General features: G+C 59.6%; 21 protein-coding genes. 10 read left to right on the top strand and 11 right to left on the bottom strand.

Translation table 11 applies throughout. The features are described 5' to 3' along the window. Positions 1-8 precede the first annotated feature (8 nt). The gene (locus V8P77_RS28930) at positions 9-797 is read left to right on the top strand and encodes an L-iditol 2-dehydrogenase (protein ID WP_335915534.1); all 789 of its coding nucleotides are present in this window, start codon (positions 9-11) and stop codon (positions 795-797) included. Between the two features lie 56 nt (positions 798-853). Next, complete coding sequence (locus V8P77_RS28925) at positions 854-1,864, top strand: zinc-dependent alcohol dehydrogenase family protein (protein ID WP_335915532.1); 1,011 nt, start codon at positions 854-856, stop codon at positions 1,862-1,864. Between the two features lie 15 nt (positions 1,865-1,879). Here the strand turns inward: V8P77_RS28925 and V8P77_RS28920 are convergent, their stop codons facing one another. Next, a complete protein-coding gene (locus V8P77_RS28920) occupies positions 1,880-2,899 on the bottom strand; it encodes a LacI family DNA-binding transcriptional regulator (RefSeq protein ID WP_335915531.1) in 1,020 nt (339 codons plus the stop codon). 248 nt (positions 2,900-3,147) lie between these two features. Here V8P77_RS28920 and V8P77_RS28915 point away from each other — a divergent pair, with 248 nt between their 5' ends. Further along, positions 3,148-3,798 carry an esterase/lipase family protein gene (locus V8P77_RS28915; RefSeq protein WP_335915529.1) on the top strand — a complete coding sequence of 217 codons (651 nt, stop codon included), beginning with the start codon at positions 3,148-3,150 and terminating at the stop codon, positions 3,796-3,798. Between the two features lie 74 nt (positions 3,799-3,872). Further along, positions 3,873-5,018, top strand: a complete 1,146-nt coding sequence (locus V8P77_RS28910; RefSeq protein ID WP_027666351.1) for a right-handed parallel beta-helix repeat-containing protein — start codon at positions 3,873-3,875, stop codon at positions 5,016-5,018. 32 nt (positions 5,019-5,050) lie between these two features. On the opposite strand, the gene V8P77_RS28905 is transcribed toward V8P77_RS28910, so the two are convergent. From V8P77_RS28905 to V8P77_RS28895, 3 genes are read right to left on the bottom strand one after another with little or no spacing between them, the layout of a single operon-like run. Further along, positions 5,051-6,157, bottom strand: a complete 1,107-nt coding sequence (locus tag V8P77_RS28905; protein WP_080685770.1) for an acyltransferase family protein — start codon at positions 6,155-6,157, stop codon at positions 5,051-5,053. Continuing rightward, positions 6,144-7,499 (bottom strand): O-antigen ligase family protein, encoded by a 1,356-nt coding sequence (locus V8P77_RS28900; protein ID WP_335915527.1) that lies wholly within the window; start codon positions 7,497-7,499, stop codon positions 6,144-6,146. The genes V8P77_RS28905 and V8P77_RS28900 overlap by 14 nt, the downstream gene beginning before the upstream one ends. A 43-nt stretch (positions 7,500-7,542) precedes the next feature. After that, positions 7,543-8,277 (bottom strand): GDSL-type esterase/lipase family protein, encoded by a 735-nt coding sequence (locus V8P77_RS28895; protein WP_335915526.1) that lies wholly within the window; start codon positions 8,275-8,277, stop codon positions 7,543-7,545. A 236-nt stretch (positions 8,278-8,513) separates the two neighbouring features. Here V8P77_RS28895 and ku (V8P77_RS28890) point away from each other — a divergent pair, with 236 nt between their 5' ends. Beyond that, positions 8,514-9,320, top strand: coding sequence for a non-homologous end joining protein Ku (gene ku, locus V8P77_RS28890; RefSeq protein WP_335915525.1), 807 nt, complete (start codon positions 8,514-8,516; stop codon positions 9,318-9,320). Between the two features lie 179 nt (positions 9,321-9,499). Here the strand turns inward: ku (V8P77_RS28890) and ku (V8P77_RS28885) are convergent, their stop codons facing one another. From ku (V8P77_RS28885) to V8P77_RS28875, 3 genes are read right to left on the bottom strand one after another with little or no spacing between them, the layout of a single operon-like run. Then, positions 9,500-10,354 carry a non-homologous end joining protein Ku gene (ku, locus tag V8P77_RS28885; protein ID WP_335915524.1) on the bottom strand — a complete coding sequence of 285 codons (855 nt, stop codon included), beginning with the start codon at positions 10,352-10,354 and terminating at the stop codon, positions 9,500-9,502. A gap of 18 nt (positions 10,355-10,372) precedes the next feature. Continuing rightward, positions 10,373-10,606 (bottom strand): DUF2188 domain-containing protein, encoded by a 234-nt coding sequence (locus tag V8P77_RS28880; protein ID WP_012756027.1) that lies wholly within the window; start codon positions 10,604-10,606, stop codon positions 10,373-10,375. Between the two features lie 46 nt (positions 10,607-10,652). Continuing rightward, entirely contained in the window at positions 10,653-10,913 is a 261-nt protein-coding gene (locus tag V8P77_RS28875; RefSeq protein ID WP_131619363.1) for a hypothetical protein, read from the bottom strand. Between the two features lie 144 nt (positions 10,914-11,057). On the opposite strand from V8P77_RS28875, the gene V8P77_RS28870 reads away from it, so the two are divergent. The 3 genes from V8P77_RS28870 (at position 11,058) to V8P77_RS28860 (ending at position 14,146) form a co-directional block, all read left to right on the top strand. Continuing rightward, positions 11,058-11,486, top strand: coding sequence for an OsmC family protein (locus tag V8P77_RS28870; RefSeq protein ID WP_062942443.1), 429 nt, complete (start codon positions 11,058-11,060; stop codon positions 11,484-11,486). An 87-nt stretch (positions 11,487-11,573) separates the two neighbouring features. Next, the gene (locus V8P77_RS28865; protein WP_335915518.1) at positions 11,574-13,025 is read left to right on the top strand and encodes an FAD/NAD(P)-binding protein; all 1,452 of its coding nucleotides are present in this window, start codon (positions 11,574-11,576) and stop codon (positions 13,023-13,025) included. Positions 13,026-13,240: 215 nt separating this feature from the next. Further along, complete coding sequence (locus V8P77_RS28860; protein WP_335915517.1) at positions 13,241-14,146, top strand: DMT family transporter; 906 nt, start codon at positions 13,241-13,243, stop codon at positions 14,144-14,146. Here V8P77_RS28860 and V8P77_RS28855 read toward each other — a convergent pair. The 4 genes from V8P77_RS28855 to V8P77_RS28840 are packed head-to-tail and all read right to left on the bottom strand — an operon-like array spanning position 14,112 to position 19,969. Next, a complete protein-coding gene (locus V8P77_RS28855) occupies positions 14,112-15,794 on the bottom strand; it encodes a VOC family protein (protein WP_335915515.1) in 1,683 nt (560 codons plus the stop codon). The two genes, V8P77_RS28860 and V8P77_RS28855, sit on opposite strands and share 35 nt — an antisense overlap. A 21-nt stretch (positions 15,795-15,815) precedes the next feature. Then, positions 15,816-17,411, bottom strand: coding sequence for a response regulator (locus V8P77_RS28850; RefSeq protein WP_335915513.1), 1,596 nt, complete (start codon positions 17,409-17,411; stop codon positions 15,816-15,818). Between the two features lie 4 nt (positions 17,412-17,415). Further along, entirely contained in the window at positions 17,416-17,841 is a 426-nt protein-coding gene (locus V8P77_RS28845) for a response regulator (RefSeq protein ID WP_335915511.1), read from the bottom strand. After that, positions 17,828-19,969 (bottom strand): sensor histidine kinase, encoded by a 2,142-nt coding sequence (locus V8P77_RS28840; RefSeq protein ID WP_335915510.1) that lies wholly within the window; start codon positions 19,967-19,969, stop codon positions 17,828-17,830. The genes V8P77_RS28845 and V8P77_RS28840 overlap by 14 nt, the downstream gene beginning before the upstream one ends. Positions 19,970-20,163: 194 nt before the next feature. Between V8P77_RS28840 and V8P77_RS28835 the strand changes: the two genes are divergently transcribed. Together V8P77_RS28835 and V8P77_RS28830 are read left to right on the top strand one after the other, a co-directional pair. Next, complete coding sequence (locus V8P77_RS28835) at positions 20,164-20,541, top strand: response regulator (RefSeq protein WP_025393133.1); 378 nt, start codon at positions 20,164-20,166, stop codon at positions 20,539-20,541. Between the two features lie 481 nt (positions 20,542-21,022). Beyond that, positions 21,023-21,727 (top strand): response regulator transcription factor, encoded by a 705-nt coding sequence (locus V8P77_RS28830; RefSeq protein WP_168264629.1) that lies wholly within the window; start codon positions 21,023-21,025, stop codon positions 21,725-21,727. Positions 21,728-21,735: the final 8 nt, after the last annotated feature.

The raw sequence follows: 21,735 nt of genomic DNA, 5'->3' as shown, positions 1-21,735 counted from the left end.
GCAGTGCGATGACCCATACGGAAACGGCGCGGCTCTCCGGCAAGGTGGCATTGGTTACGGGAGGAGCGAGCGGCATCGGCAAGGCGGTCTGCGAACGCTTTGCCGCCGAAGGCGCCAGGGTTGTCGTGGCGGACCTCGACGGTGAACGATGCGCACGGGTGGCCGAAGCGATCGGCCTTGATGTCTGGGGTGTGGCGCTTGACGTGACCAGCCAGGACAGCATCGAAGAAGCTGTACGCTTCACTATATCAACCGCCGGTCAGATCGACATCCTGGTCAACGCCGCAGGCATTTACGACGTCGAGTCCATCCTGGAAATATCCCGGGAACGGACCGCTAGGGTATTTCAGGTCAATATCGAAGGCCTGATCTTCATGACGCAGGCCGTTGCCCGCCACATGGTGGAAAGAGGGGAAGGTGGCCGCATCATCAACTTCTCGTCCCAGGCTGGGCGTCGGGGCGAAGGACCGGCAGTGGCTTACTGCGCTTCCAAGGCGGCCGTCATCAGCATCACCCAAAGCTGCGCTCTGGAGCTGATCCGTTACGGGATCAACGTCAACGCCATCGCTCCCGGCATCGTCGATACGCCGATGTGGGACGTCGTCGATGCAAAACTCGGCAGCCGGGAAGGTTTGAAACCCGGCGACGTCAAGCGCCGCGTGGCCGCCGCCGTGCCCGCCGGACGATTTGGCGCCCCCCAAGAACAAGCTGCCATGGCGGCCTTCCTGGCCGGGCCCGATGCAGCATACATCGTGGCGCAGTGCTACAATGTCGACGGCGGCAATGTCATGAGCTGAGCGCTTGGCTTCATCAGCCGGAATAGGCAATCGAACTTGATGTCTGGAGGAGTGGAATGAGAGCTGTACGTTTGGAGTCGATCGGGTCTTTGACCATGCGCAGTGTCGAGAAGCCGGTTGCCGGGCCAGGCGAGTTGCTTGTCCGGGTCGCCGTGGCCGGCATCTGCGGTTCCGATCGCCACATGTACAAGGGTGAGTATCCGACGGCTATCCCCGTGACGCTGGGCCACGAATTCTGCGGCATAGTCGAAGCGATCGGCGATACCGTTACCCGCTTTACCGGTGGTGAGCTTGTGACGGTGGACCCGAATATTGCCTGCGGCACCTGTCGGGCGTGCACGCAGGCGCGGCCGAACTTGTGCGAGAGCTTGACTGCCATCGGTGTGACACGGGATGGCGGCTTTGCCGAATATGTGGCGGTGCCACAGGCCCAGGCCTTCGTCCTGCCGGCTGACCTCGATCCCGTTCACGGCGCCTTCAGTGAACCGCTGGCCTGCTGTATCCACGCCATCGACAAGGCAAAGATCCGTCCGGGCGACAGCGTCGCTATCCTCGGCGGGGGAGTGATCGGCCTGCTCATGGTGCAACTGGCCCGCCTGGCTGGGGCAGGCGAGATTATTTTGATCACGCGGCAGCAATCGAGACGCCAAACCGCTCTGCGCCTAGGGGCGACGCACGCCTTCGACCCGGCCGGTTCAGACACAATCGCTTCCGTTCGAGAGGTCACCAAAGGCGGCGCCGACGTGGTCATCGAGTGCGCCGGCGTCAGCGACACGCTTCAAAGCGGTCTGAAGATGGCGCGGCGCGGCGGTAGCTTCGTGCTTTTTGGGGTCACACCGGCGGGTGTCGAGGTGCCGGTTCTGCCTTTCGATCTGCTCGTAAACGAAGTCGGTATCAGGCCGGCCTACCTCAACCCCTTCACCCATTCGCGCGCTGCGGCAATGGTCGCGAGCGGAGTGTTGGAGCTGGACGCATTGGTCACCAAAACCGTAAGTCTCGAGGAGGTCGCCGACGTGGTGGGCAACGCGCCATTGCCAGGCGAGATCAAGGTCATCGTCCGGCCCTAGCTTCGGGGTCCCACCTCAGTTGCGGACGAGACCGGTGGAATCGCGCTCGATCAGGGTGACCGGCACTTTTACGATCGCGCCTTGCCGAGATTCGTCTCCTGTTTGGTGCTCCTCGATCAGCGCTTCCAGCAGCCGTGCTGCCTGCTGTCCGACATCGCGGATCGGCTGTGCGACCGTTGTCAGCCGTGGAAAGACGTAAGCGGCCTCCGGCAGATCGTCGAAGCCCACGACCGAATAGTCGTTCGGAACGGAAAATCCGCGATCCTGGATGGCATGGATTGCGGCAATCGCCGAAATGTCGGTCGTGCCGATGATCGCCGTGACCTCAGGTCGAGACGCCAGCAGCTCTTGCGCCAGCCGGTAGGTCTCTGCAAAGCTGTGCTCTTCCGCCATCGCCACGATGGCGGGCGCGATGCCATCTTTCGCCATCTCCGCCGTGATGCCCTGAAGGCGAAGCTGGATCGGCTGGCTGTGGGCTGGCGCGCCGACGATGGCGATTGCCCGGTGGCCGAGATCGATCAGATGGCGCGCCATCAGCCGCCCGCCTTCCTCGTGATCGGCCATGACAGCGTCGTCGGCAATGCCGCTCAGCTCGCGGTCAATGGCAATGATCGGAATGCCAGCGTCCCGCAGCACCGCGAAATGCTCGATGCTGCCGAAGGCGCTTGCCACGATCACACCATCGACGCGCTGAGCGAGCAGCATGGAGATATAGCGCACCTCGTGGTCCATATTTTCCGCCGTGCTGCAGATCAGCGTCTGATAGCCGTGCTGGAACAATTCCTGTTCGATCGCATGGGCGAGGATGCCGAAGAAAGGCACTTCAATCGACGGCAGCATCAGTCCGATCATCCGGCTTGGTGCGCCGCGCAGCATACGGGCACCCTTGCTGGGTGTGTAGTTCAGCGTTCTGATAGCCGCCTCGACGCGATCCCTGAGCTCAGGTGAGGCATAACCGCTGTTGTTGAGCACGCGCGAGACCGAAGAGACCGATGTTCCTGCAAGTTTAGCGATATGTCTGATGCTGGTCGTCACGTGCACGCATTTCTTTCTCTACAGCGCCGGCGTCTTTTCGGACGCGCAAAGGACGCTAGCATAGGAGCGGTCGAACATCATGAGACGGGCTGCTGAAGTTCACTTTCATTTCATCATCCACTAGATCACTAGCGGGACGCCGCATCAAGCGCGCCGCTATTCGAGAACGCCGGCCGTCGTGACAAGCTTCACCTGGAGAGCTAGAGGATAGGCACCTGATCGATAGCAGCCCGTTGAGCGGACACAAGATGAACGACACTGTCCTCCTTTTTCACGGCATTGCCCGGACGAAGAAAAGCATGGCGAAGCTCGCCGGCTTCCTGTCCGACCACGGTTATCGAGTTGTGAACGTCGGTTACCCCTCCACCAAATTTTCGATCAGCGACCTCGTCGACCTCGTTCGGCCGGAGGTCGATGACGCTGCGAAGGAGGCAGGCGACGGCCGGGTCCATTTCGTCGGTTATTCGATGGGTGGGCTGATCATCCGTGCTTTTCTCGCGCGTTATCGCCCAGCCAACCTGGGGAGAGTTGTGATGGTCGGAACGCCGAACAACGGCAGTCAGATTGCCGATTTCCTCAAGAACTGGCCCTTATACAGGAAGGTCTATGGACCGGCAGGACAGCAGCTGATTACCGATCGAACCGTCATGACCGAGCTGTTCGGCACTGTGGATTATGAACTTGGCATCATCGCCGGGAATCGGACCATCGATCCGGTCTCCTCCCTTATCATTGGCCTCAGGGTTCCGAATGATGGAAAGGTTTCGGTGGAGAGCACGCGTCTCGACGGCGCGGCGGCGCATATCGTCATTCCTGCAAACCACACTTTCTTGCCCGTCAACAGGATTATGTGGAGCCAGACCCTGTCGTTTCTGAAAGATGGGCGGTTTACAAGCTGAATTTCCAAATATTCAAACATCCGCCACATGCCCTCTGCTTAATTCCCCGCGGCACCGGTATCGAAGGAAATGTAATGACCGCCATCCTGCGAAAGAAAGTTCACGGCGCGTCTACACGCGGACAGGTCATCGATGGTGCGCCCGATGTCGGCGTCGCCTATCAAGTGTTTTCCGATACGGTAATCGAAGACGTTATCGTCAAGAATTCTCCTCGAGGCTTCAAATTTCACAATGGCAGGAATCTCACCGTCAGGCGCTGTGAAACGGAGAATGTGAACGGCGACGGCATCTACCTGACGAAGACGACGCACGTGTTGCTGGAGAATAATCGCATCGGTGCGGCGCCGGGCGAGGGAGCAGACTGCTGCCAGTTCGCCTATCAAAACAGCGACGACAATATCAGCTCCGATATCGTGATCCGCGGCAACCTCTTCCTGCAGTCGCCGGCGAGCGCATCGAACAAGGGCGCGCTGGTCTGCGACAAAACGCGAAAATACCTGGTCGAGTACAATTTCATCGGCGGCAAGAATTTCTCCTTTTCGTCGTTGGGGGATGACGCCGTGGTACGCAGCAACATCATGCGCGATGGCAGGATGAATGATTATTCCTTCGGCTACGGCATTGGCGACAAGGCCGACCACGCCGGCCATCACATTTATGACAACTGGATCGAGAACACCAATCGTGGCGTCAGCCTGAGCGGTTTTTCGGATAAAGAGCTGGCATTTCGCAAAGACATCGATATCCACGACAACGTCATTAGCCAATGCGACATCGCGTTCTTCGTCAATCGTCGGTGGTCCGGCAGCTTTCGGCGCAACATATTTCTGCGGTGCGAACAGGACATCGTTCTCAAGGGAAACGGCAAAGCGACTGCGGGTGATATCGATGGCAACTATCGCAACGATGGCAGCTTTCTGAATGTCACCCCGCCGCCGCTTCGCTTCAAGCCCGATGGTAACGCGTCCGTTGCCTCCGGCGAATGGACATCCGAGCCCGACGAAATCCGCATCCAGTGGCGTAACAAGGGCATCGATATCCCAGGCGCCAATCGGCCCTCGATCGCGGTCGAGCCTGGCATGGAATTGTCATGCGTCCTGCTGGCCCGCAAGGCGCAGAACTGGATGCTGGCGATCGCTGAGACTGCCTATGACGATTTCACGCCGCGCGCATGGCAGGAACACATGCTGCCGTGGCGCAAGCGTTATCTCTCGATTTAAGCGGTGCGACGGGGACGAGGATCGCGCCAAAATCAGGATCGACGCCAGCGAAGCCTCATGGCCTTTCCTGCGCTGAGCGCTTTGCGAACCGGTTCATCGTAGAGGCGGGTGACGACAATGGCCAATACGACGATCAGCGGAAGAACGATGGCAAAGATCGCCCAGGCCGGCGGTTGTCCCAGGCCAGCGGCTTTCCAGGCTCCCAACAGCAATCCCAGCAGCGGAACATGAATTGCATAGAGCGCGTAGGACGCCTCTCCCGCAATAAGAAGGGGCTGCCGCAGCACTCCGTCGAAGTTGGCTGTGTAAAGGACAAGCACGGCGAGAGGAAATAAAGCAGTGATGACAATCAGGTCCTTTATGCCAACCAGGGCGGCTGGCGCCTGGAAGACGAGAAGAGCAGTCGCGACGACGATTGTTGTCACTGCGGCTGCTTTTCCGATGCCTGAAGGGGAAAGCCGCTGACGGTAGCGGTACATCAGGATACCGAGGCTGAAAGAAAAGAGAACGCGGGGAAATCCGGAGAGCAAGGCGCCGTCGAGCGGGATCAGGTCTGCGCTTCCATGGGCCAGCGTTTGCGCCGCCAGCCAAACCCATGACGCAAGCAGGATGACAGCGAGCACACCGTTGGACAGCAATCTCGCCGTATAGCCGTAGGCGAGGTTGATCACGATCTCCAGGAATAGGGACCATGACGGACCGTTGAAGGGGAACAGGTTCGGCGCCTTCAGCGATGTTCCCCCGATCGCCGGCAGGAAGAACATCGAGGCAATCAACGAGGTGGCAAACAGCATCGGGTCCATTTGCTGATTTCTGCTGAGCGACATGCCTGCATAGGCGAGGACGCCGAGCAGCAAACCGAGCAGATAGAGGGGATATAAGCGGATGAGACGCTTGATGGCGAAATCATTGGCAGAAAGCGAAGACTCTTGAATGAGTTTCCTCTCATAGGCGTGGCCGATCACGAAGCCGCTGAGACAAAAAAACAGGTCGACGGCGAGATAGGCAGCAGGTGCTGCATCAAATCCGACAAAACCTTCGGTGTGATGCACGGCCACACAAATAGCCGCCAAGCCACGAATCCCATCGAGGCCAACCAGTCTACGATTATTTGAAGTCATCTTTTTAGCCTGATGCATGTTGCGCGCCTGCCTGGGTCGGTTTGCGGAAGCGGGACAGGAACTCCGGGCCAAGGCTCGAAAGTGCGATCACGGTATGGGGCCATAAGATGAAGGGAGCGAGCATCATTCCGGCTTCGGTGAATGCGCCGATCAGGATCAGGAGAATAATGACAACCTCCTTTCTCTTGGTGATGGCGAGCGCTCGATTGAGGGGCGACGACGTCATCTTCGCCACGAGCCGCACTACGACGAACGACGTCCAGATTATGGTTGCGGGTATGCCTATGTTCAGCGCAAGTTCGATATAGGTGTTGTGGGTGGATTGAGCGTCCCACGTAAGGCGAACATATTGCTCCATGATATCTGGCTGTCGGAACAAGGCAAATCCCCAGCCTGTAAGCGGCCGCTCGTAGATCAGCGGCAGCAGCTGTTCCCAGACATTGGTACGTCCGCTGAGCGTAAGGTCTTTCCCGAATGACTCGGCAATCGCCTGTGCCACACCCATCAACGCGACGGAGACGACGAAGCCCAGCAGAGCGAATGCAAGAAGAACGACGAAGGATCTGAAGATGCGGCCTGGAAAGCGCTGAATCCAGCTCATTCCGTAGTATACAGCTATTCCAATTGAAAGCAGGATGATCGCCGTTGATGATTTCGCCAGCACGATGAGCACGAGGTAGAGCAGCATTGCCGCCCATCGCAGGAGATCATAATAGCGCAGACGCCACATCGGCAGGGCTGGAAGCAGCAAGATGAAGTTTATTGCCGAAAACTGGCCGAGCATGTTTTTGTGGTAGAACGCCCCTTTCACCATCCCGGCATAGCTGCCTCTCATCACCGCAAACCGGGGAAAGGCTGCCGTGTAAAGAATATTGATGAAAGCCGTCGCGATGGCAAATTTCGCCAGGCTTTCAAATGTGTCAACGGCTCCATAACGGGCTCTGTAAAGAAGGGGTCCAGCTGTCAGCAATGCGACGGCCACGAGAGCTCGGATCGAGGCTGTAACGCTGACGGAAAAAGCGATCGAGAGAAAGACGCATAAGCAGACTATGCCGAGCAGCGGCGAGGCGCTGCGGAGCAATTCAACGACTCGCCTGGGCTCCAGCAAGCAGTAGAGGCCAATGAGTGGAACGAGCGATATAAGCAACAGTCGCATTGGCATGGGATCTTTGCCGACACCCTCCTGGAAGTCGGCGGGCAGCCCGTACCACATGCCGGTCGCTCTCCAGAGGGAAATATAAAATATTGCCGAAAGGACGATCCGAACGAGGGTTTCACGCCGAATGCGATATTGCGCGCGAGCTCTGGGTCTATGTCTTTGCAGGCCAATCGGTTGGTAGCTGTCAAATGAGGTGCTCATGACATTCCGCCTTACGTTTTGGTAACCACCTGAGCGGCAAAAATCAAAGCTGTAGACCCGCTGCGGCGAGGAAGCTCGTGATCAGCTTATATGCCCCTTCATTGAAATGAAGATGGTCAGGCTTGTAGTTGGAACAATCCTTATCGCTTGGCTTACCGCACCGCAACATATCATCGTTCATTTGAACGAAGGTGACACCCGGCATTTCAGCCAATGACGATGCGACAAGTTGGTTGGCCGGAATTCTGACATCCTCGTAGAAGGCATAGCGCTTGCCCCGAGGCGGTATGGACAACGCATAAATATGGGCGCCCGGCCAAAGAGCGCGAACCTTGCTGACAACAGCCACGACGCCAGCTGCCACTGCGCATGGCGCAGTTTTCGCACCCAGGTTGTTCGTGCCGATCAGCACGACGACATCCGCGGGATGGAAATCCGGGAGGTCTAAACCCTCGAGGCGGTACAATGTATTTTGCGTGGTGTCGCCGGCGACCGCGAGGTTCATCACCGGGCGGGTGGGAAAGCTGTCCTTGATCCAGGGCTGCCAGAGCTCGACGAGCGAATCGCCGACAAGAGCCAGATTGTATCGGTCCGATCTGGCGCGATAACTGGGAAGAGCGCGATTAAATCGCTTGCTTGCCTGTTTTGGTTGGACCGAGGCATTCGTCGCTTGTGTCGGGTCAGGGCATTCCTGTGCGAAGGACGGGCCAGCATTGCCGACGATGAGAAAGAAAGAGCATGCGAGGACGATGACGAGGTTGGCGAAAAGTCGCAACATTCAGATTACCGATATCCTGACGTCTTGGGGCTTTCATTATTGAAGAGGAAAATGGCGGTGGCAAGGAAAGAGTGGCTCTGGTCTCTCCGCCCGCAATGCTCGGGCCTATGGCAGCGGATCCATGAAATGGAAATGCACCGACCGTATCTGATCAACGAAATCTTCAATTGCCGGAACCAAAGACCGAACCCACCGTTGATTGCCATGCCCAACCGTGTCGGGGAGACAGGACAGACATGGCACGTCAGACATTCTGGAAAGGTTATCTCAAGCTCTCGCTCGTCACCGCCGCCGTCTCGCTGACGCCGGCGACGACCGAAAGCAACAAGGTCCGTTTCCACGTCCTCAATCGCCAGACGAAGAACCGCGTCGAAAGCCGCTATGTCGACAGCGTCACCCACAAGCCGGTGGCCGAGAGGGACCAGGTAAAGGGCTATCCGCGCGGCGAGGACGACTATGTGCTTCTCGAGGACGAGGAGATCGAGGAGGTCGGGCTCGAAAGCACCCGCACCATCGAGATCGACACTTTCGTGCCGCGCGGCTCGATCGATTGGATCTGGTACGACAAACCGCATTTTCTGGCGCCCGAGGACAAGGTGGGGGTGGAAGCCTTCTGCGTCATCCGCGAGGCGATGAAGGCAAATGACGTCGTCGGCATCGCCCGCCTAGTTCTCTATCGCCGCGAGCGTGCGGTGTTGCTGGAACCGCTGGGCAAAGGCATCGTTCTCTGGACCCTGCGCTATGGCGACGAGGTGCGTGATCCCGTGGCCGAACTCGACAGCAAAACTGAAATCGACAGCAAGCTGCTGACGCTGATGACGCAACTGGTGAAGGAAGAGACGAAGAATTGGAGCCCGGCCATGGTGCAGGATCCGATCCAGAAACGCCTGAAGTCGATGATCAGCGGCAAGCAGAAGAGCCTGAAGAAGGCGGCGCCCGCGCAAAAACCTGCACCGGTGAAATCGACCGGCAACGTCATCAATATCATGGATGCGCTGAAAAAGAGCCTGGCGGCCGAAGGTGGCGAGAAGCCGCGCCAATGAAAAAGTGGCCAGCGATTTTGGGAAACGACATACATAAATCAAAGACTTAAAGCGCACCGCGGGAATCCACTTTGACGCGCTTCAGGTCCAGCCGGCTTCGTCGGCGCGATAAACCGATACATTCGCGCGAGGTCGGGTGCGCTTGAGATTGCCCATCGCCCGCCGGGGGCGAGGCCATCTCAGCTTGCCTTCTTGCTGCGGCTGTCGCTGCGCGCCGGTGCCTTCTTCTTCGCCATGGCCTTCTTTGCTGGAGCGTTGCCGCTCATCTTGGCGCTCTGGCGCAGCGCTTCCATCAGGTCGACGACCTTGCGTTCCTGGGCCGGTTTCTTCTTCGGTGGCGCCCGGCCCTCGATCTTCGCCTTCACCAGCTCGACGAGGGCAGCCTCGTAGCGATCTTCGTATTCGCTCGGTTCGAAGCTGCCTTGCTTGGTGCCGATGATATGGCCTGCAAGCGCGATCATTTCCTTGTCGAACTTGATGTCGGGAATGTCCTTGAAAACCGTATCGGCCGAGCGCACCTCGTAGTCGAAATTCAGCATCGTCGCGACGATGTAGTCGTCATGCGGACGGATCAGCAGCGTCCGGTTGCGCCGGAAAAGCACGGCTTCGGCCAGAGCCGCGACCTTGCCGTCACGCATGCCCCTGGCGATCAGCGACAGCGCCTCCTCGTCATGTTCGTCGACGGGCGCGAGATAGTAAGGGCGGTCGAAATAAAGCTTGTCGATATCGTCATAGGCGATGAAAGCCTTGATATTGAGGATCTTGTCGCTTTCCGGCATGATTTCGGCAATCTCCTCACCCTCGATGACGATGTAGTCGCCATTCTCCATCTGGTAGCCCTTGACCTGGTCGCCCCGCTCGACCGGTTTGCCGGTCTCGCTGTCGACGAATTGCCGTTCCACCCGGTGGCCGGTCCTGCGGTTGATGATGTTGAAGGAGACGCGATCGGAGGAGGAAACGGCGGTGTAGAGCCCGACGGCGCAGGCAAGGTCGCCCACCTTCAGATGACCCTTCCAGCTTGCCCGAGCGGCCATTCCATCCTCCGTCGCAAATCAGAGCCGGCTGCCGCTCTTGTCGGTTTCGAGTTCCTGAAATGCCCAGCCGCGGCCGTCGGGCGCGGGATAGGCGAGCAGCGCATCGCCATCGCCGATCTTCTGGCGCGATGCAGCATCCTTGGCATGGATGATCGCTTCATCCGCTGTCGCATAGGTTTCCGAAAGCGTATCGCCGAGCTTATAGGCCCAGCCATTGTCATGCGGCACGACCTGATAGGTGATATCGGCCATTTCGGATCTCCTCTTCTCACTCAAATAGGGTGCATGATGTCGTCGGCTAGTTCCGATTTGGTTTGCGCCGTTCATCGAGCGCAATGATCTTTTCTAGCGACGCGATATCCTCGCTAGTGACGACCGGAACCGGATCGGCAGCGATGGCTTCCAGCACCTCCTGTGAGACGGCGCCATTTCGGATCGCCCATTCCAGCGTTTCGCGGGTTTCCCGCTCGGCCTTCAGCTGCGCATAGAGCGCAACGATCAGCCGATCGCGAGCATCCATCCGCCGGCCTTGGTCATCCATGCTGCGGACGTCAGGCATCGCAATCCACCTTTGTCACTGATTTCGTTCAGGTGTATTCAACTGATGACGGATGGAAAGGTTCCGAAACCCATGGGCGGCGTTTGCCATTGCCGCCTCAGGCGGAAATCACCATCTGCAAGATGTTCGTGAGAGGATTTCAACATGGCCGATCTCAAGGCTCGTCCCCGCCCGACCGGCGCCACCGCCGTTCTCGGCCGTACCGGTTTTCCGCACGTCACCTCCGCCACCAAAGGCGAGATCGATATCGTCACCGCGCCGTCGCAGCCGGGTTTCAATCCGCTCGATCTGCTCTATTCCTCGCTCTCGGCCTGTCTGGTGCTCAGCGCCCGTATCGCCGCCAGCCAGATGGGCGTTCTCGACAAGATCAGCGAGATCACTGCCGAGGTCACCGGCGAGAAGGCGACGGAAGGCCTTTCGCGCGTTGCAAAGTTCAATATCGCGTTTTCGATCAAGGGCGATATCGACGAAGAAACCCGACAGAAAATCGCCCATGCCGCCGAAGACGAGATCTGCACGGTGAGCAACACCATCCGCGGCAATCCCGAGTTCTCGACGACGATATCGGGGTAAGGCTAAATCTACATAATAATTATAGACAATCGAAAGTGGAGGATTGCGTGACTACTGCCCTGCTTCTATGCTCGGGCATCGAAAGCAATGATCCCGGCCACCATGCAGCCCAAGCCTCTCCCGACGTCTGAACAGCCCGTCGTCGCCATCATCGGCGGCGGTGTCTCCGGCGCCGGCGTCGCCTATCATCTCGCCAGAGCCGACTGCGGCGAGCGCCCTGCCATCGTGGTCTTCGAGCCGCGCGCCGAACTCGGCCACGGCCTTGCCTATGACACGGCCGATCCGGCCCACCGCATCAATGTTCCAGCCGCCAAGATGAGCCTGCAGCCCGATGACCTGGGCGAATTCCTGGCCTGGATCGAAGCCCGCGACGCCGTCGCCGGCGACCCTGAGGCCAGGCAGCCCGATGGCTCGCTCTTCCCCCGGCGCAGGCTGTTCGGCGATTATGTCGCCTCGCTGCTGAAGCCGCTGCTGGAAGACGGTACCGTGCGTCATTGCCGCGCTGCGGTGACGGCTGTCGAAGCCCGTGCCGGCCGCTGGTCGATCCTCGACGACAGAGGCGGCGTGACGGAGGCCGATATCATCGCGATCGCCACCAGTCATCCGCCGCCGGCAGCCCCCGGCCGGCTTGCGACCCGGCTTGCCGCCCATCCGCGTTTCGTCGCCGATAGCACCAAACTGGGCGCGCTCGACGTGATCCGCCCGCAGGACCGGTTGCTGGTCATCGGCAACGGCCTGACGGCCGCCGATGTCATCGCCTCGCTTGCTGAGCGCGGGCATGACGGTCCAGTGACCGCGATCTCGCGCCGCGGTCTGCGATCTCGCGGCCATGCGCCGGTACCGCAGGAGCTCTTCGGCGATTTCGTCTCGGATCCGGCCCATTCTGCCGTCTCGCTGCTAAGAGGGATCCGCGCCGCCATAGGTACGGCGAAGGAAGAGGGCATAAGCTGGCACGGGGTGATCGACCAGGTGCGGGCGCAGGGATACGATCTCTGGCAGGCGCTGCCGGTTGCCGAGCGACGCCGTCTCGTCCGCCATCTGCGTCCCTATTGGGATGTGCATCGTTTCCGGATCGCCCCGCAGGTCGACGCCGTGCTCGACGCGGCGATTGCCTCGGGCCGCCTCGATATCCTGGCCGGCTCGGTCGCCGATGCGCGCATCGAAGGGGAGTTCATTCTTTGCACACTACAGCCGCGTCATCAGCGCCAGCCATTGGAGCGAAGCTATGACGCCGTCGTTATCACCACCGGCCCGGCGCATGGCGGCATTCTCGAAACCCAGCCCTGGCTCGCCGCACTCGCGGCAAGCGGCCACCTGTCGCTCGACCCGACCGGCCTCGGCCTTGCCTGTAACCAGCGTTCGGAGGCGATCGGCCTGTCAGGAAAGGCAGATCCCTCGCTGCTGATCTCCGGGCCGCTGGCGCGCGGCACCTTCGGCGAACTGATGGGACTGCCGCAGGTAACCGAGCATGCCTTCTTCGTCGCGACCGAGATCGCCGAAAAGCTGCGGACCAGCGCGACGAATAAGCGTTCTGCCTGATTTTCCACCAATATGTCGCTCTTCGACTGTCCCCGGTGATCGACTTCTGATAGTCCCTCGGCCATCACTGCATAATTCCTTAAATCCAAATCGATTTAAGGATAAAATTATGCAGCAATTTAAAGTGTTACAGCGTCCTTTGCGCGTCTGAAAAGACGCGCGGCGCTGTAATATCCCGCCAGCCCGGCATTTGGGCGACCAGAAATATCGAGATCATGTCGCAGGCCGCTCCCACCCTTTCCGAAGCCTCGCCTTCCAACCGTTTCGCCCTTGCGGCGCTCCTTCTCGGCGGGGCGGCAATCGGCGGCTCGCCGATCTTCGTCAGGCTGTCCGAAGTCGGTCCGATGGCGACGGCCTTCTGGCGCGTGGCGCTAGCGCTGATCCCGATCGTCATCGTCTCGCTCATGAAGAAGGAAAGAGGGCCGAAGCCGCAAAGCCTTTCCGACTATGTCATGCTCATTCTGCCAGGCGTGATGCTGGCGCTCGACCTCGCCGCCTGGCACCTTTCGCTCACCATGACGTCGGTCGCCAATGCGACGCTGCTTGCCAACCTCGCGCCTGTTTTCGTCACGCTGATCGCCTTCGTCTTTTTCAGCGCGAGGATCAGCCGCATCTTCCTGCTTGGGCTTGTCCTGGCGCTGTCAGGCGTCGTCATCCTGAAGGGTGGACCAGCAGCCATCGGCAATGGCGACCTCCGCGGCGACGGCCTCGCGATGATCGCCGCCTTCTTCTATGCCTGCTACATTCTGGCGATCGGCAGGCTGCGCAGCCGCTTCGATACGATCCGCATCATGCTGTGGAGCACGGCCTGCGCCGCCGTCTGCATCTTTCCGATCGGCCTGATCTATGAGGGCCATATGCTGCCCGTGACCGTCTATGGCTGGTCGATCGTCTTCGGCCTCGCCTTTATCAGCCATGCCGGCGGACAGGTGGCGATCACCTATGCGCTCGCCTATCTGCCGGCGGCCTTTTCATCGCTGACGCTGCTGCTGCAGCCGGTCGTTGCGGCAATCCTTGCCTGGGCGCTGCTCAATGAGGCGATCGGGATGATGCAGGCGCTGGGCGCCGCGGTGGTGCTCGCCGGCATCATGGTTGCCCGGACGTCTCGCGCGCCGGCTTAACCGCTTGCTGCTCCAGCGGCTGTGGATCATCACCCATCCTCTGCAGCAGCCACTTCTGGATGATCGGTACATCGGCATCGCCGAGGTCATGACCACCGGGGATGACGTCGGAATCGACGGTGGCACCCGAACTTTTCAGCCTCTCTTCCAAGTCGCTCGCATATTTCCCGTAGGCATCCGTCTTGCCGCTGATGACGAGCAGGTCGGTGCCCTTGAGATCGGCATGCGGATAGGCGCTGAGCACCGGCATGGAGCGCAGCAGCACCGCCTTGTGAACAAGGTTCGGGTGCAGGTAGAGCAGCGAGTTCAAGAGGTTGGCGCCGTTGGAATAGCCGACATAGACCACCTTCTTGGGATCGAGGCCGTAGGATTTGACAGCGCCTTCGATGAAGGCCGCGAAGGCTTCGGCCTCAGTCTTGATGTCGTTCTGATCGAAGGAGAAGGGTGTAATGCGCTTGTACCAGCGCGGAAAACCCTCTTCCGTCGCGCGCCCTCGCACGCCCATCAGGGTTGCTCGAGGCGCCGCCTTGTTCAGGAGCGGCATCAACGTCGTCTCATTGCCGCCCGAGCCGTGGAGGAGCACGAAGACACTGCCGTCGGGATTCGGCGGCGTATAGAAGCGATGGACGAACGGCAGTTCGCGGTAGTTGATGCGGGGCTGGCCGGGCATCGAAAACTGCGGCAGAATCACCTTCAGATCGTCGAGATTGGTGATTGTTTCCGGCGGCGCGAAGAGCTTGGTGCCGAGGGATGCATGCTCTTCGTCAACAGTCATGCCGGGCTTGTCGGTTGCAAGCTCCACCAACGTGCCGCCCGGCTCGCGGGCATAGAGCGAGCGGAAATACTTGCGGTCGTGCATGTTGGTCGGCGACGCATCGATCGTCTCCAGCGCCTTGGATACCGAACGCAGCGCGTCCTCATCAGGGGCCCGGAAGGCGACGTGATCGACCGTGCCGGTGCCTGGCGCACCGGACCAGAAGCCGCGTGCATCACGCACGTCGATGACGTCGCCCGATTCCGAAACCAGCCTGTCGATTGTGCCGCGGTTGGTCTGGAAGCGGTAGCCGAAATGGCTCTCGATGAAGCTGCGGCTTTCGGCGGGTTTTTCCGTCAGCATGGTGGCGCCGCGCACGCGCTGGATGGTGTGCTCGGCCGGGATCGAGGCGCCGTCCCAGGCGGACGGCGATGTCAGGTTCTTTGCGCCTGCGAGCTTGAGGATGATGTTGTCAGGGTCTTTCAGCCGCAGGACGGGCTCGCCGAATTCGTCGGCCGGTCCCTCGGATCTCAGACCGAAGCTCATGGCCCGCGTCAGCCAATAGCCGATGCTGGCGGGGTCGATCGCCAACGAAATTTCGCTGATCTGGCCATAGCCGGCCCGGCCGGGCGCGCCATCTTCCCAAGCGAGGAAGGTGAGGAGGGATCCCGGCGTTCCCGCCGCATCGCCGTAGAAGAGATGAAGTTGCGTCGCGTCCTCGTAACCGGCCGTCTGCTTGACGAGCCGCATGCCGAGAAATCCGGCGTAGAAGTCCACGTTCGCCTGCACCTTTCGGGTGATGGCCGTAACGTGATGTATGCCTGATACCATCGAGAGCAGTCCTGATTGAAGCGGCGTCGTCAGGAGCGCGAGTATGAGAGCTGCGAAGGTCATACCGTTGCCAATGACCATCGCTTAATTTTGTTCCGCACAAAGCGCAAGCGAATCGCCGCGCTGCAACAACTCCAAATGTTCGACATCTTCGAGCGCCTCTTCCAATTGCTGCAGGGTCGGCGGCTTGACCATATAGGCGCGTGCGCCGAGGTTTTTGGCCCGGCGCATGTCGGTCTCGTCGCTCGATGTGCTGAGGATGCAGACGGGGATTCGCTTGAGGCGGGCATCGACGGAAAGCGCATGCAGCACCTCGAAGCCGTCCATGATCGGCATGTTGATGTCGAGCAGCATCAGGTCAATCTGTGGCACATTTGCGATGCCGGCGCGGTCTTCGAGCAGCCGCATCGCCTCGCGTCCGTTGGTGGCGACATGCAGGTTGAAATTGACCTTGTCCCGCCGCATCAGCTTGATCTTCAGAAGCTGGATGTCGGCCGGGCTGTCTTCGACCAGCAGCACTTCGGCGAGCCTGCCCGAACCTTCGCCTGGCTGCTCCGCCGGCCTTGAGCTGTGCGGCACGGCCGATGCGGCTGATGGCGCGGGCCTCGCCTCGGCGAGCGGCACTTCGAGAATGAAGGTGGCGCCCGGCCCATTTTCTGCCTCGCACCAGATCGAGCCGCCATGCATCTGCGCGATGCGGCGGCAGATGGCAAGGCCGAGCCCGGTGCCTTCGATGCCGCGCCCGACGAGACGCTTGAACGGCTGGAAGATCAGCTCGCGGTGCTCGGGGTCGATGCCGGGCCCGTTATCATGCACCGTGAGGCGGCAGGTATCGCCCTGCGCTTCGCCTGTGATGCTGATCTCCGGAACCTTCTGCTCGCAATAGCGAATGGCATTCGACACCAGGTTCTGCAGGAGCTGGGTCAGCAGCGTCGCGTCGCCCATGACCTCCGGCAGCGCCCCGCGGATGATGACAGCGCCGCGGCTTTCGATCTGCTGGCGCAGATTGTCCTCCACCTGGTCGAGCACATCGGAGAGCGAGACCGGCTTGAGCTCCAGCCCGCCGGAGGCCTCGAGCTTGGTGAAGCCCGAGACCTTGACGATCAGGTCTTCCATATGGTCGGCGGCGCTGAGCACGTAATCGAGCAATTCCCGGTCTTCGGCCGGAAGCGCTGCAGACCCGTGCAGGATTCGGCTGAAGGATTTGATCGTCCGGAGCGGCTCCTTCAAATCATGGGCCATGGCGCGGGTGAAAATCTCAAGCGATTGTCGCTTCTGCTCCAGCTTTGCTTCCAGCATGCCGTGCATGATGGCATTCTGAATGCAGCGATGCAGTGTCTCGGGCGATAGCGAATCCTTTGTGAGATAGTCGCGCGCGCCGCTCTTCATCACCTCGACGGCCACGGTTTCGTTGCCCTGGCCGGTCAGCATGATGACGTTGGCGGCGGGATCATCCTCCAGGATATCGGCAAGTACGCCGAGCCCGTCGCGCCCCGGCAGCGAATAGTCGAGCAGGATGCAGTCCGGCCGTTTCCGGCCGTTCAGCGCACGACCCTCTTCGCCCGTCTCCGCCTCCACGACGGTATAGGCAGTGCTGGAAACACGGCCCAATATGCGGCGATAGACTTCGAGATCGTCGATGTTGTCGTCGATGATGAGAATAGAGCAGTGTTCCGCCAATCTGTCAGTCCTCGAGCGGCAGGATCGCGATTTCGAACCAGTATTCCTTCAGCCGCTGGATCGCAGCGAAGAGCCCGTCGAGATCCACCGGCTTCTGCACATAGGTATTGGCGCCGAGCGCATAGCAGCCTTCGATGTCACGTTCGTCGTCGGAGGTCGTGAGGATCACCACCGGGATCTTGCGCAAGCCGGCGTTCGACTTGATCGCCTCCAGCGTCTTGCGGCCGTCAAGACCCGGCATGTTGAGGTCGAGCAGGATCAGCCCCGGTTTCGGCGCCATCTCGGCGAGCATGTCGAGCGCTTCCTGACCGGAGGCCGCCCAGCGGATCGAGTTGCGCAGGTTGGTGCGCTTGAAGGCGCGCATCGTCGCTTCGAAATCGTCTTCGCTGTCCTCGACGATCAGGATCGGTTGCGTATCACGCTGCTGCATTCTGCCCCTCGCGCTTTTTTCCCAGAGTGAAGTAGAATGTCGTGCCGGTGCCGACCTCGGATTCCAGCCAGATATCGCCATTGTGCCGCGCGATGATCTTGCGAACGAAGGTGAGGCCTGCTCCGGTCCCGTCGTCGGAATCCTGCGACTTTTCCAGCCGTTTGAAAATGCGGAAAATATCCTCGTGGAATTCCTGCGGGATACCCTTGCCGTTATCCTTAACGAAAAACACGTTGCGGGCAACCGTGCCGTCCTTGCCGACGAACCGGTCAAGATAGCCGATCGAGACGAGCGGAGCCGGCTTGTCGTTATATTTGATTGCGTTGGTAATGAGATTGCGGAACACTTCGGTCAGCCGCGGCGCATCGCAGACCACCTCCGGCAGCCGGCCGTCGATGATGACCTTGGCGTGCCGTTCCTCCAGCAGCAACTCCATCGTCGCGACGACATCCTTGACGATCAGGCCGATATCGGTGCGTTTGACCGCCAGCTGCTGACGTCCGAGCCGGGAAAAATAAAGAAGTTCGTTGACGAGCTTCTCCATGCGCTGGCTGAGACGCACGAGCCGGTTCAGCCGGCGCACGCCGTCCGCATCGAGCTTGTCTTCATAATCCTCCAACAGGAAGCGGGAGTGGTTGTGCAGGCCGCGCAGCGGTTCCTTGAGATCATGCGAGGCGATATAGGCGAATTCATCGAGGTCGTGGTTGCTGCGCTCGAGCTCGGCCGTATAGGCTTCGAGCTGGGAAAGCGTCGTTTTCATCCGTTCTTCCTGCCGGACGCGCTCGCTGATGTCGCGCACGATACCGACAAAGGTCTTCGTATGGCCGGTGACGACGGCGCTGATGGAAACATCGATTGGAAAGACGATGCCGTTCTTGCGTCGCCCGGAGACCATGCGTGTCGTGCCGATGATGCGCTCCTCGCCAGTCTGTCGGTAATGGGCGAGATAGCCGTCGTGCTCGGAATGGTAGGGTTCGGGCATCAGCATCTTGATGTTTTTGCCGATCGTCTCCTGCGGGGAGTAGCCGAACATGCTTTCAGCCGCCGGATTGAAATTCCTGATCGTTCCACGCTCGTCGATGACGATGACGGCATCAGGCGTGCCGCGCACCAACGCGCCGAAGCGGACGCGCTCGCTTTCGAGGTTATAATTGTTGCGCATGAAATAGAAGACGAGGAGCGCGATCAGCCAAAGCGTGGCAGCCGTAATAGTGCGGTTGGCGATCTCCTGCCAGAATGTTGCCTCGTCGTGCTTGACGGCGAAGAAGCCGAGCATCAACAGCACGGTGCAGGCAAAGGCAAAAAAAAGCGGCGCATTTCTGTTGCCGAACCAGAGCGCCGTCAGCACCAGCGGTACATAGAGAATGCCGTTGGCGACACCCAGCGGCGTATAGAGATCGACGAGAAGGCCGGTGAAGCAGACCGCAGCCGGGATCCAGAGTGGGATCTGCGCCCGGTTTGCCGGCTGCATCCACCAGGAGCGGGCGAGAAGCCCGGAGCCGAAGATCACCATGCCGACCGCCGTATGCAGCGCCATCGCCGCATAGGGCCCCCAGCGGTAGCCCTGTTCGGCATCAGTGACATAGCTGGCCAGTGCGATCATGCCGAGCGTGATAACGACATAGCTCGTCAATTCCTGTACCACCTGGCTTCTCGACCTCTCCACCTGGAGCGAGAGCAGCAGCGAAAGGTTGGCGATCAGGAAGACCAGCGCCGTGTTCGGCCCCATGCCACCGCCGATCTCAGTGATGAAATCCGGCGAAACCAGGAAGCGCGAGATCAACACGTCGACATTGTGAAAACTCCGCCCGATCATGACGATTTCCACGAGCCGGGCCGCGGCGATCGCCGCCGCAAGCCCTGCCATGATCGCCGCCGTTGCTCGAAAACGGCGGGCGGCGAGTGTCGAAGCGGCAAGCCCTACGCCGGAAAGCACGAAGCAGAGCGCGGTATTGAAGGCCATCGACGGAAAGCCGGGAACCAGCGAAATGACAATCTCGACCTGCAGCAGCCAGCCGGTAAGCGCCGTCACGCCGAGAAGGAACATCAGGCAGCCGACGGCAATCGCAAAGGCTCGGTAGTGCCGTCTTGGCTGGTCCTGCAGGTCCACGTTGCCCTGATCCCGCACCCGTGTGTCCTCCCTCAGTTTGCGCGGCCATCTTTTCCGAAATCGAGGAATACTCAATAGGCAAAGGCAGGGCGGTGCCGCGCTTTTTGCGAAATGATCCGCGATGAGGTATATCGAATTTTAGTGGAACCGCGGTATCGTGATGTCGAAGGACAGCGAGGTTCATTCGAACAATATCCAAATCACGGTGCTAGATGACCACCCTATTTTATGTCGACGACAGCAAGGATGACCTCTTCTATGTCGACTATATGAGCAAAAAGCAGCAGATAGACGTCGATCTATTCTGTTTTTCGACCGCCGAAATGGCGCTGGAGGCACTGGAGACGCGCGCGGCGGAAGGCAAGACCTCGCCTGATCTGCTGGTCGCCGATCTCTACATGCCGCTCGATAGCGGCATCGGCCTGATCACTCGGTTGCGCCTGGATGATCGTTTCAAGGCGATGCGGCTTGCTATCTGCAGCGGATCGGATGCTGCCGAGGACCGCGCGCGCTCACTCGATGCGGGCGCCGATGTCTATCTGGAAAAGCCACTTGACCTTGCCACGGTCATTCTCAATCTTGAGATGTAGAAAACGGCGAAAGCCGCATGACCTGTTCCTCCTCATTCGTCCCAACCATATGACAAACCGCAATTGACAAGGGCGAGGACGCATCACAAGATGCAACCGAAGCGAAGAATATGGAACGCAAAATAAGCGCTGAGAGAACCGATCAACCCGCGTTCGCCGCCACGAACATCAGCCAACCCCTTAGCTGAATGGGTCTATCGGCTCTCTCGCGCTTACGTCTGGCACTGCCTTCTCGCATTCATGGATGTTGAATGCAGGAAGAATACGATACCCAGGTAAGAACTACTGCCCCTCAGTAAAATCTGCCCGTGCATCACCTTTAGTTGAGATAATTGATGATTTCCGCCTTACATATCGAAAGTCCCCGTTTTCGATATCTCTCATCAACCTGTCTCGCAATTTTTGTAGCTCTTCGCGTTTAAGACGTATATCCCAAGATTTCGGGATTAGAGGCATTGGCGGGAGGAGAGGAAGAGTGGGAATGAACAATGCCCAGGCAATTCCCTTTCATGCCGGACCGGAGCTGAGCCGGGCGATCAACCGCACCGATTTTTTCCGTCTGCTGAAATCGGCGGCGCAGCATTACAACTTCGACAATTTCGCGCTTGCCCGCATTTCCGAGGCTTCGGCTCCTTTCGGCGAACGCGATATCGTCATCACCAATGTTGCCGAGCGGCGTGTCGGCCTTTTCATCACGACGTTGAAGGAAGCGCTGGGCACCGTTCGGGCAAAGACTGCCCAGTTCCTGGCAACGCCGGTCCATGGCCGGAACGCACAGCCGGCAGATTATCCGTCCGATCTTGTTTTCAACGAGTTCCTGAGCGGCGTCTTTCTCTTCATCCCGCTGTTCACGCCGGAAGGGCGGCGATATTGCCTCGTCCTCAGCGGCGAGCGCCAGGAGCCGGATCAGAGTGAGATCGCCGACATGCTTCTCGACGCCATGCGTATTTTCGACAAGCTCTACGAGGAAATCCTGACGCCGGAAATGTCCGGACGGCTGACCCAGCGCGAATCGGAAATTGTCAAATGGACGAGCGAAGGCAAGACGTCGGCGGAAATCGCGATCATTCTCGGTCTTTCCGAACATACGGTCAATTCGCACATCACCGCGGCCGCGCGCAAACTTGACGCTGTGAACCGCGTTCATATGGTGGCGATCGCCTTGAGGAATGGTTTGGTTTCGTGAAGATGGTT

Source organism: Rhizobium aouanii, assembly GCF_037002925.1.
Lineage (GTDB): Bacteria > Pseudomonadota > Alphaproteobacteria > Rhizobiales > Rhizobiaceae > Rhizobium > Rhizobium aouanii.
Note: the sequence above shows the minus strand (reverse complement) of the source record. Positions and strands in the feature narration are given on the sequence as shown.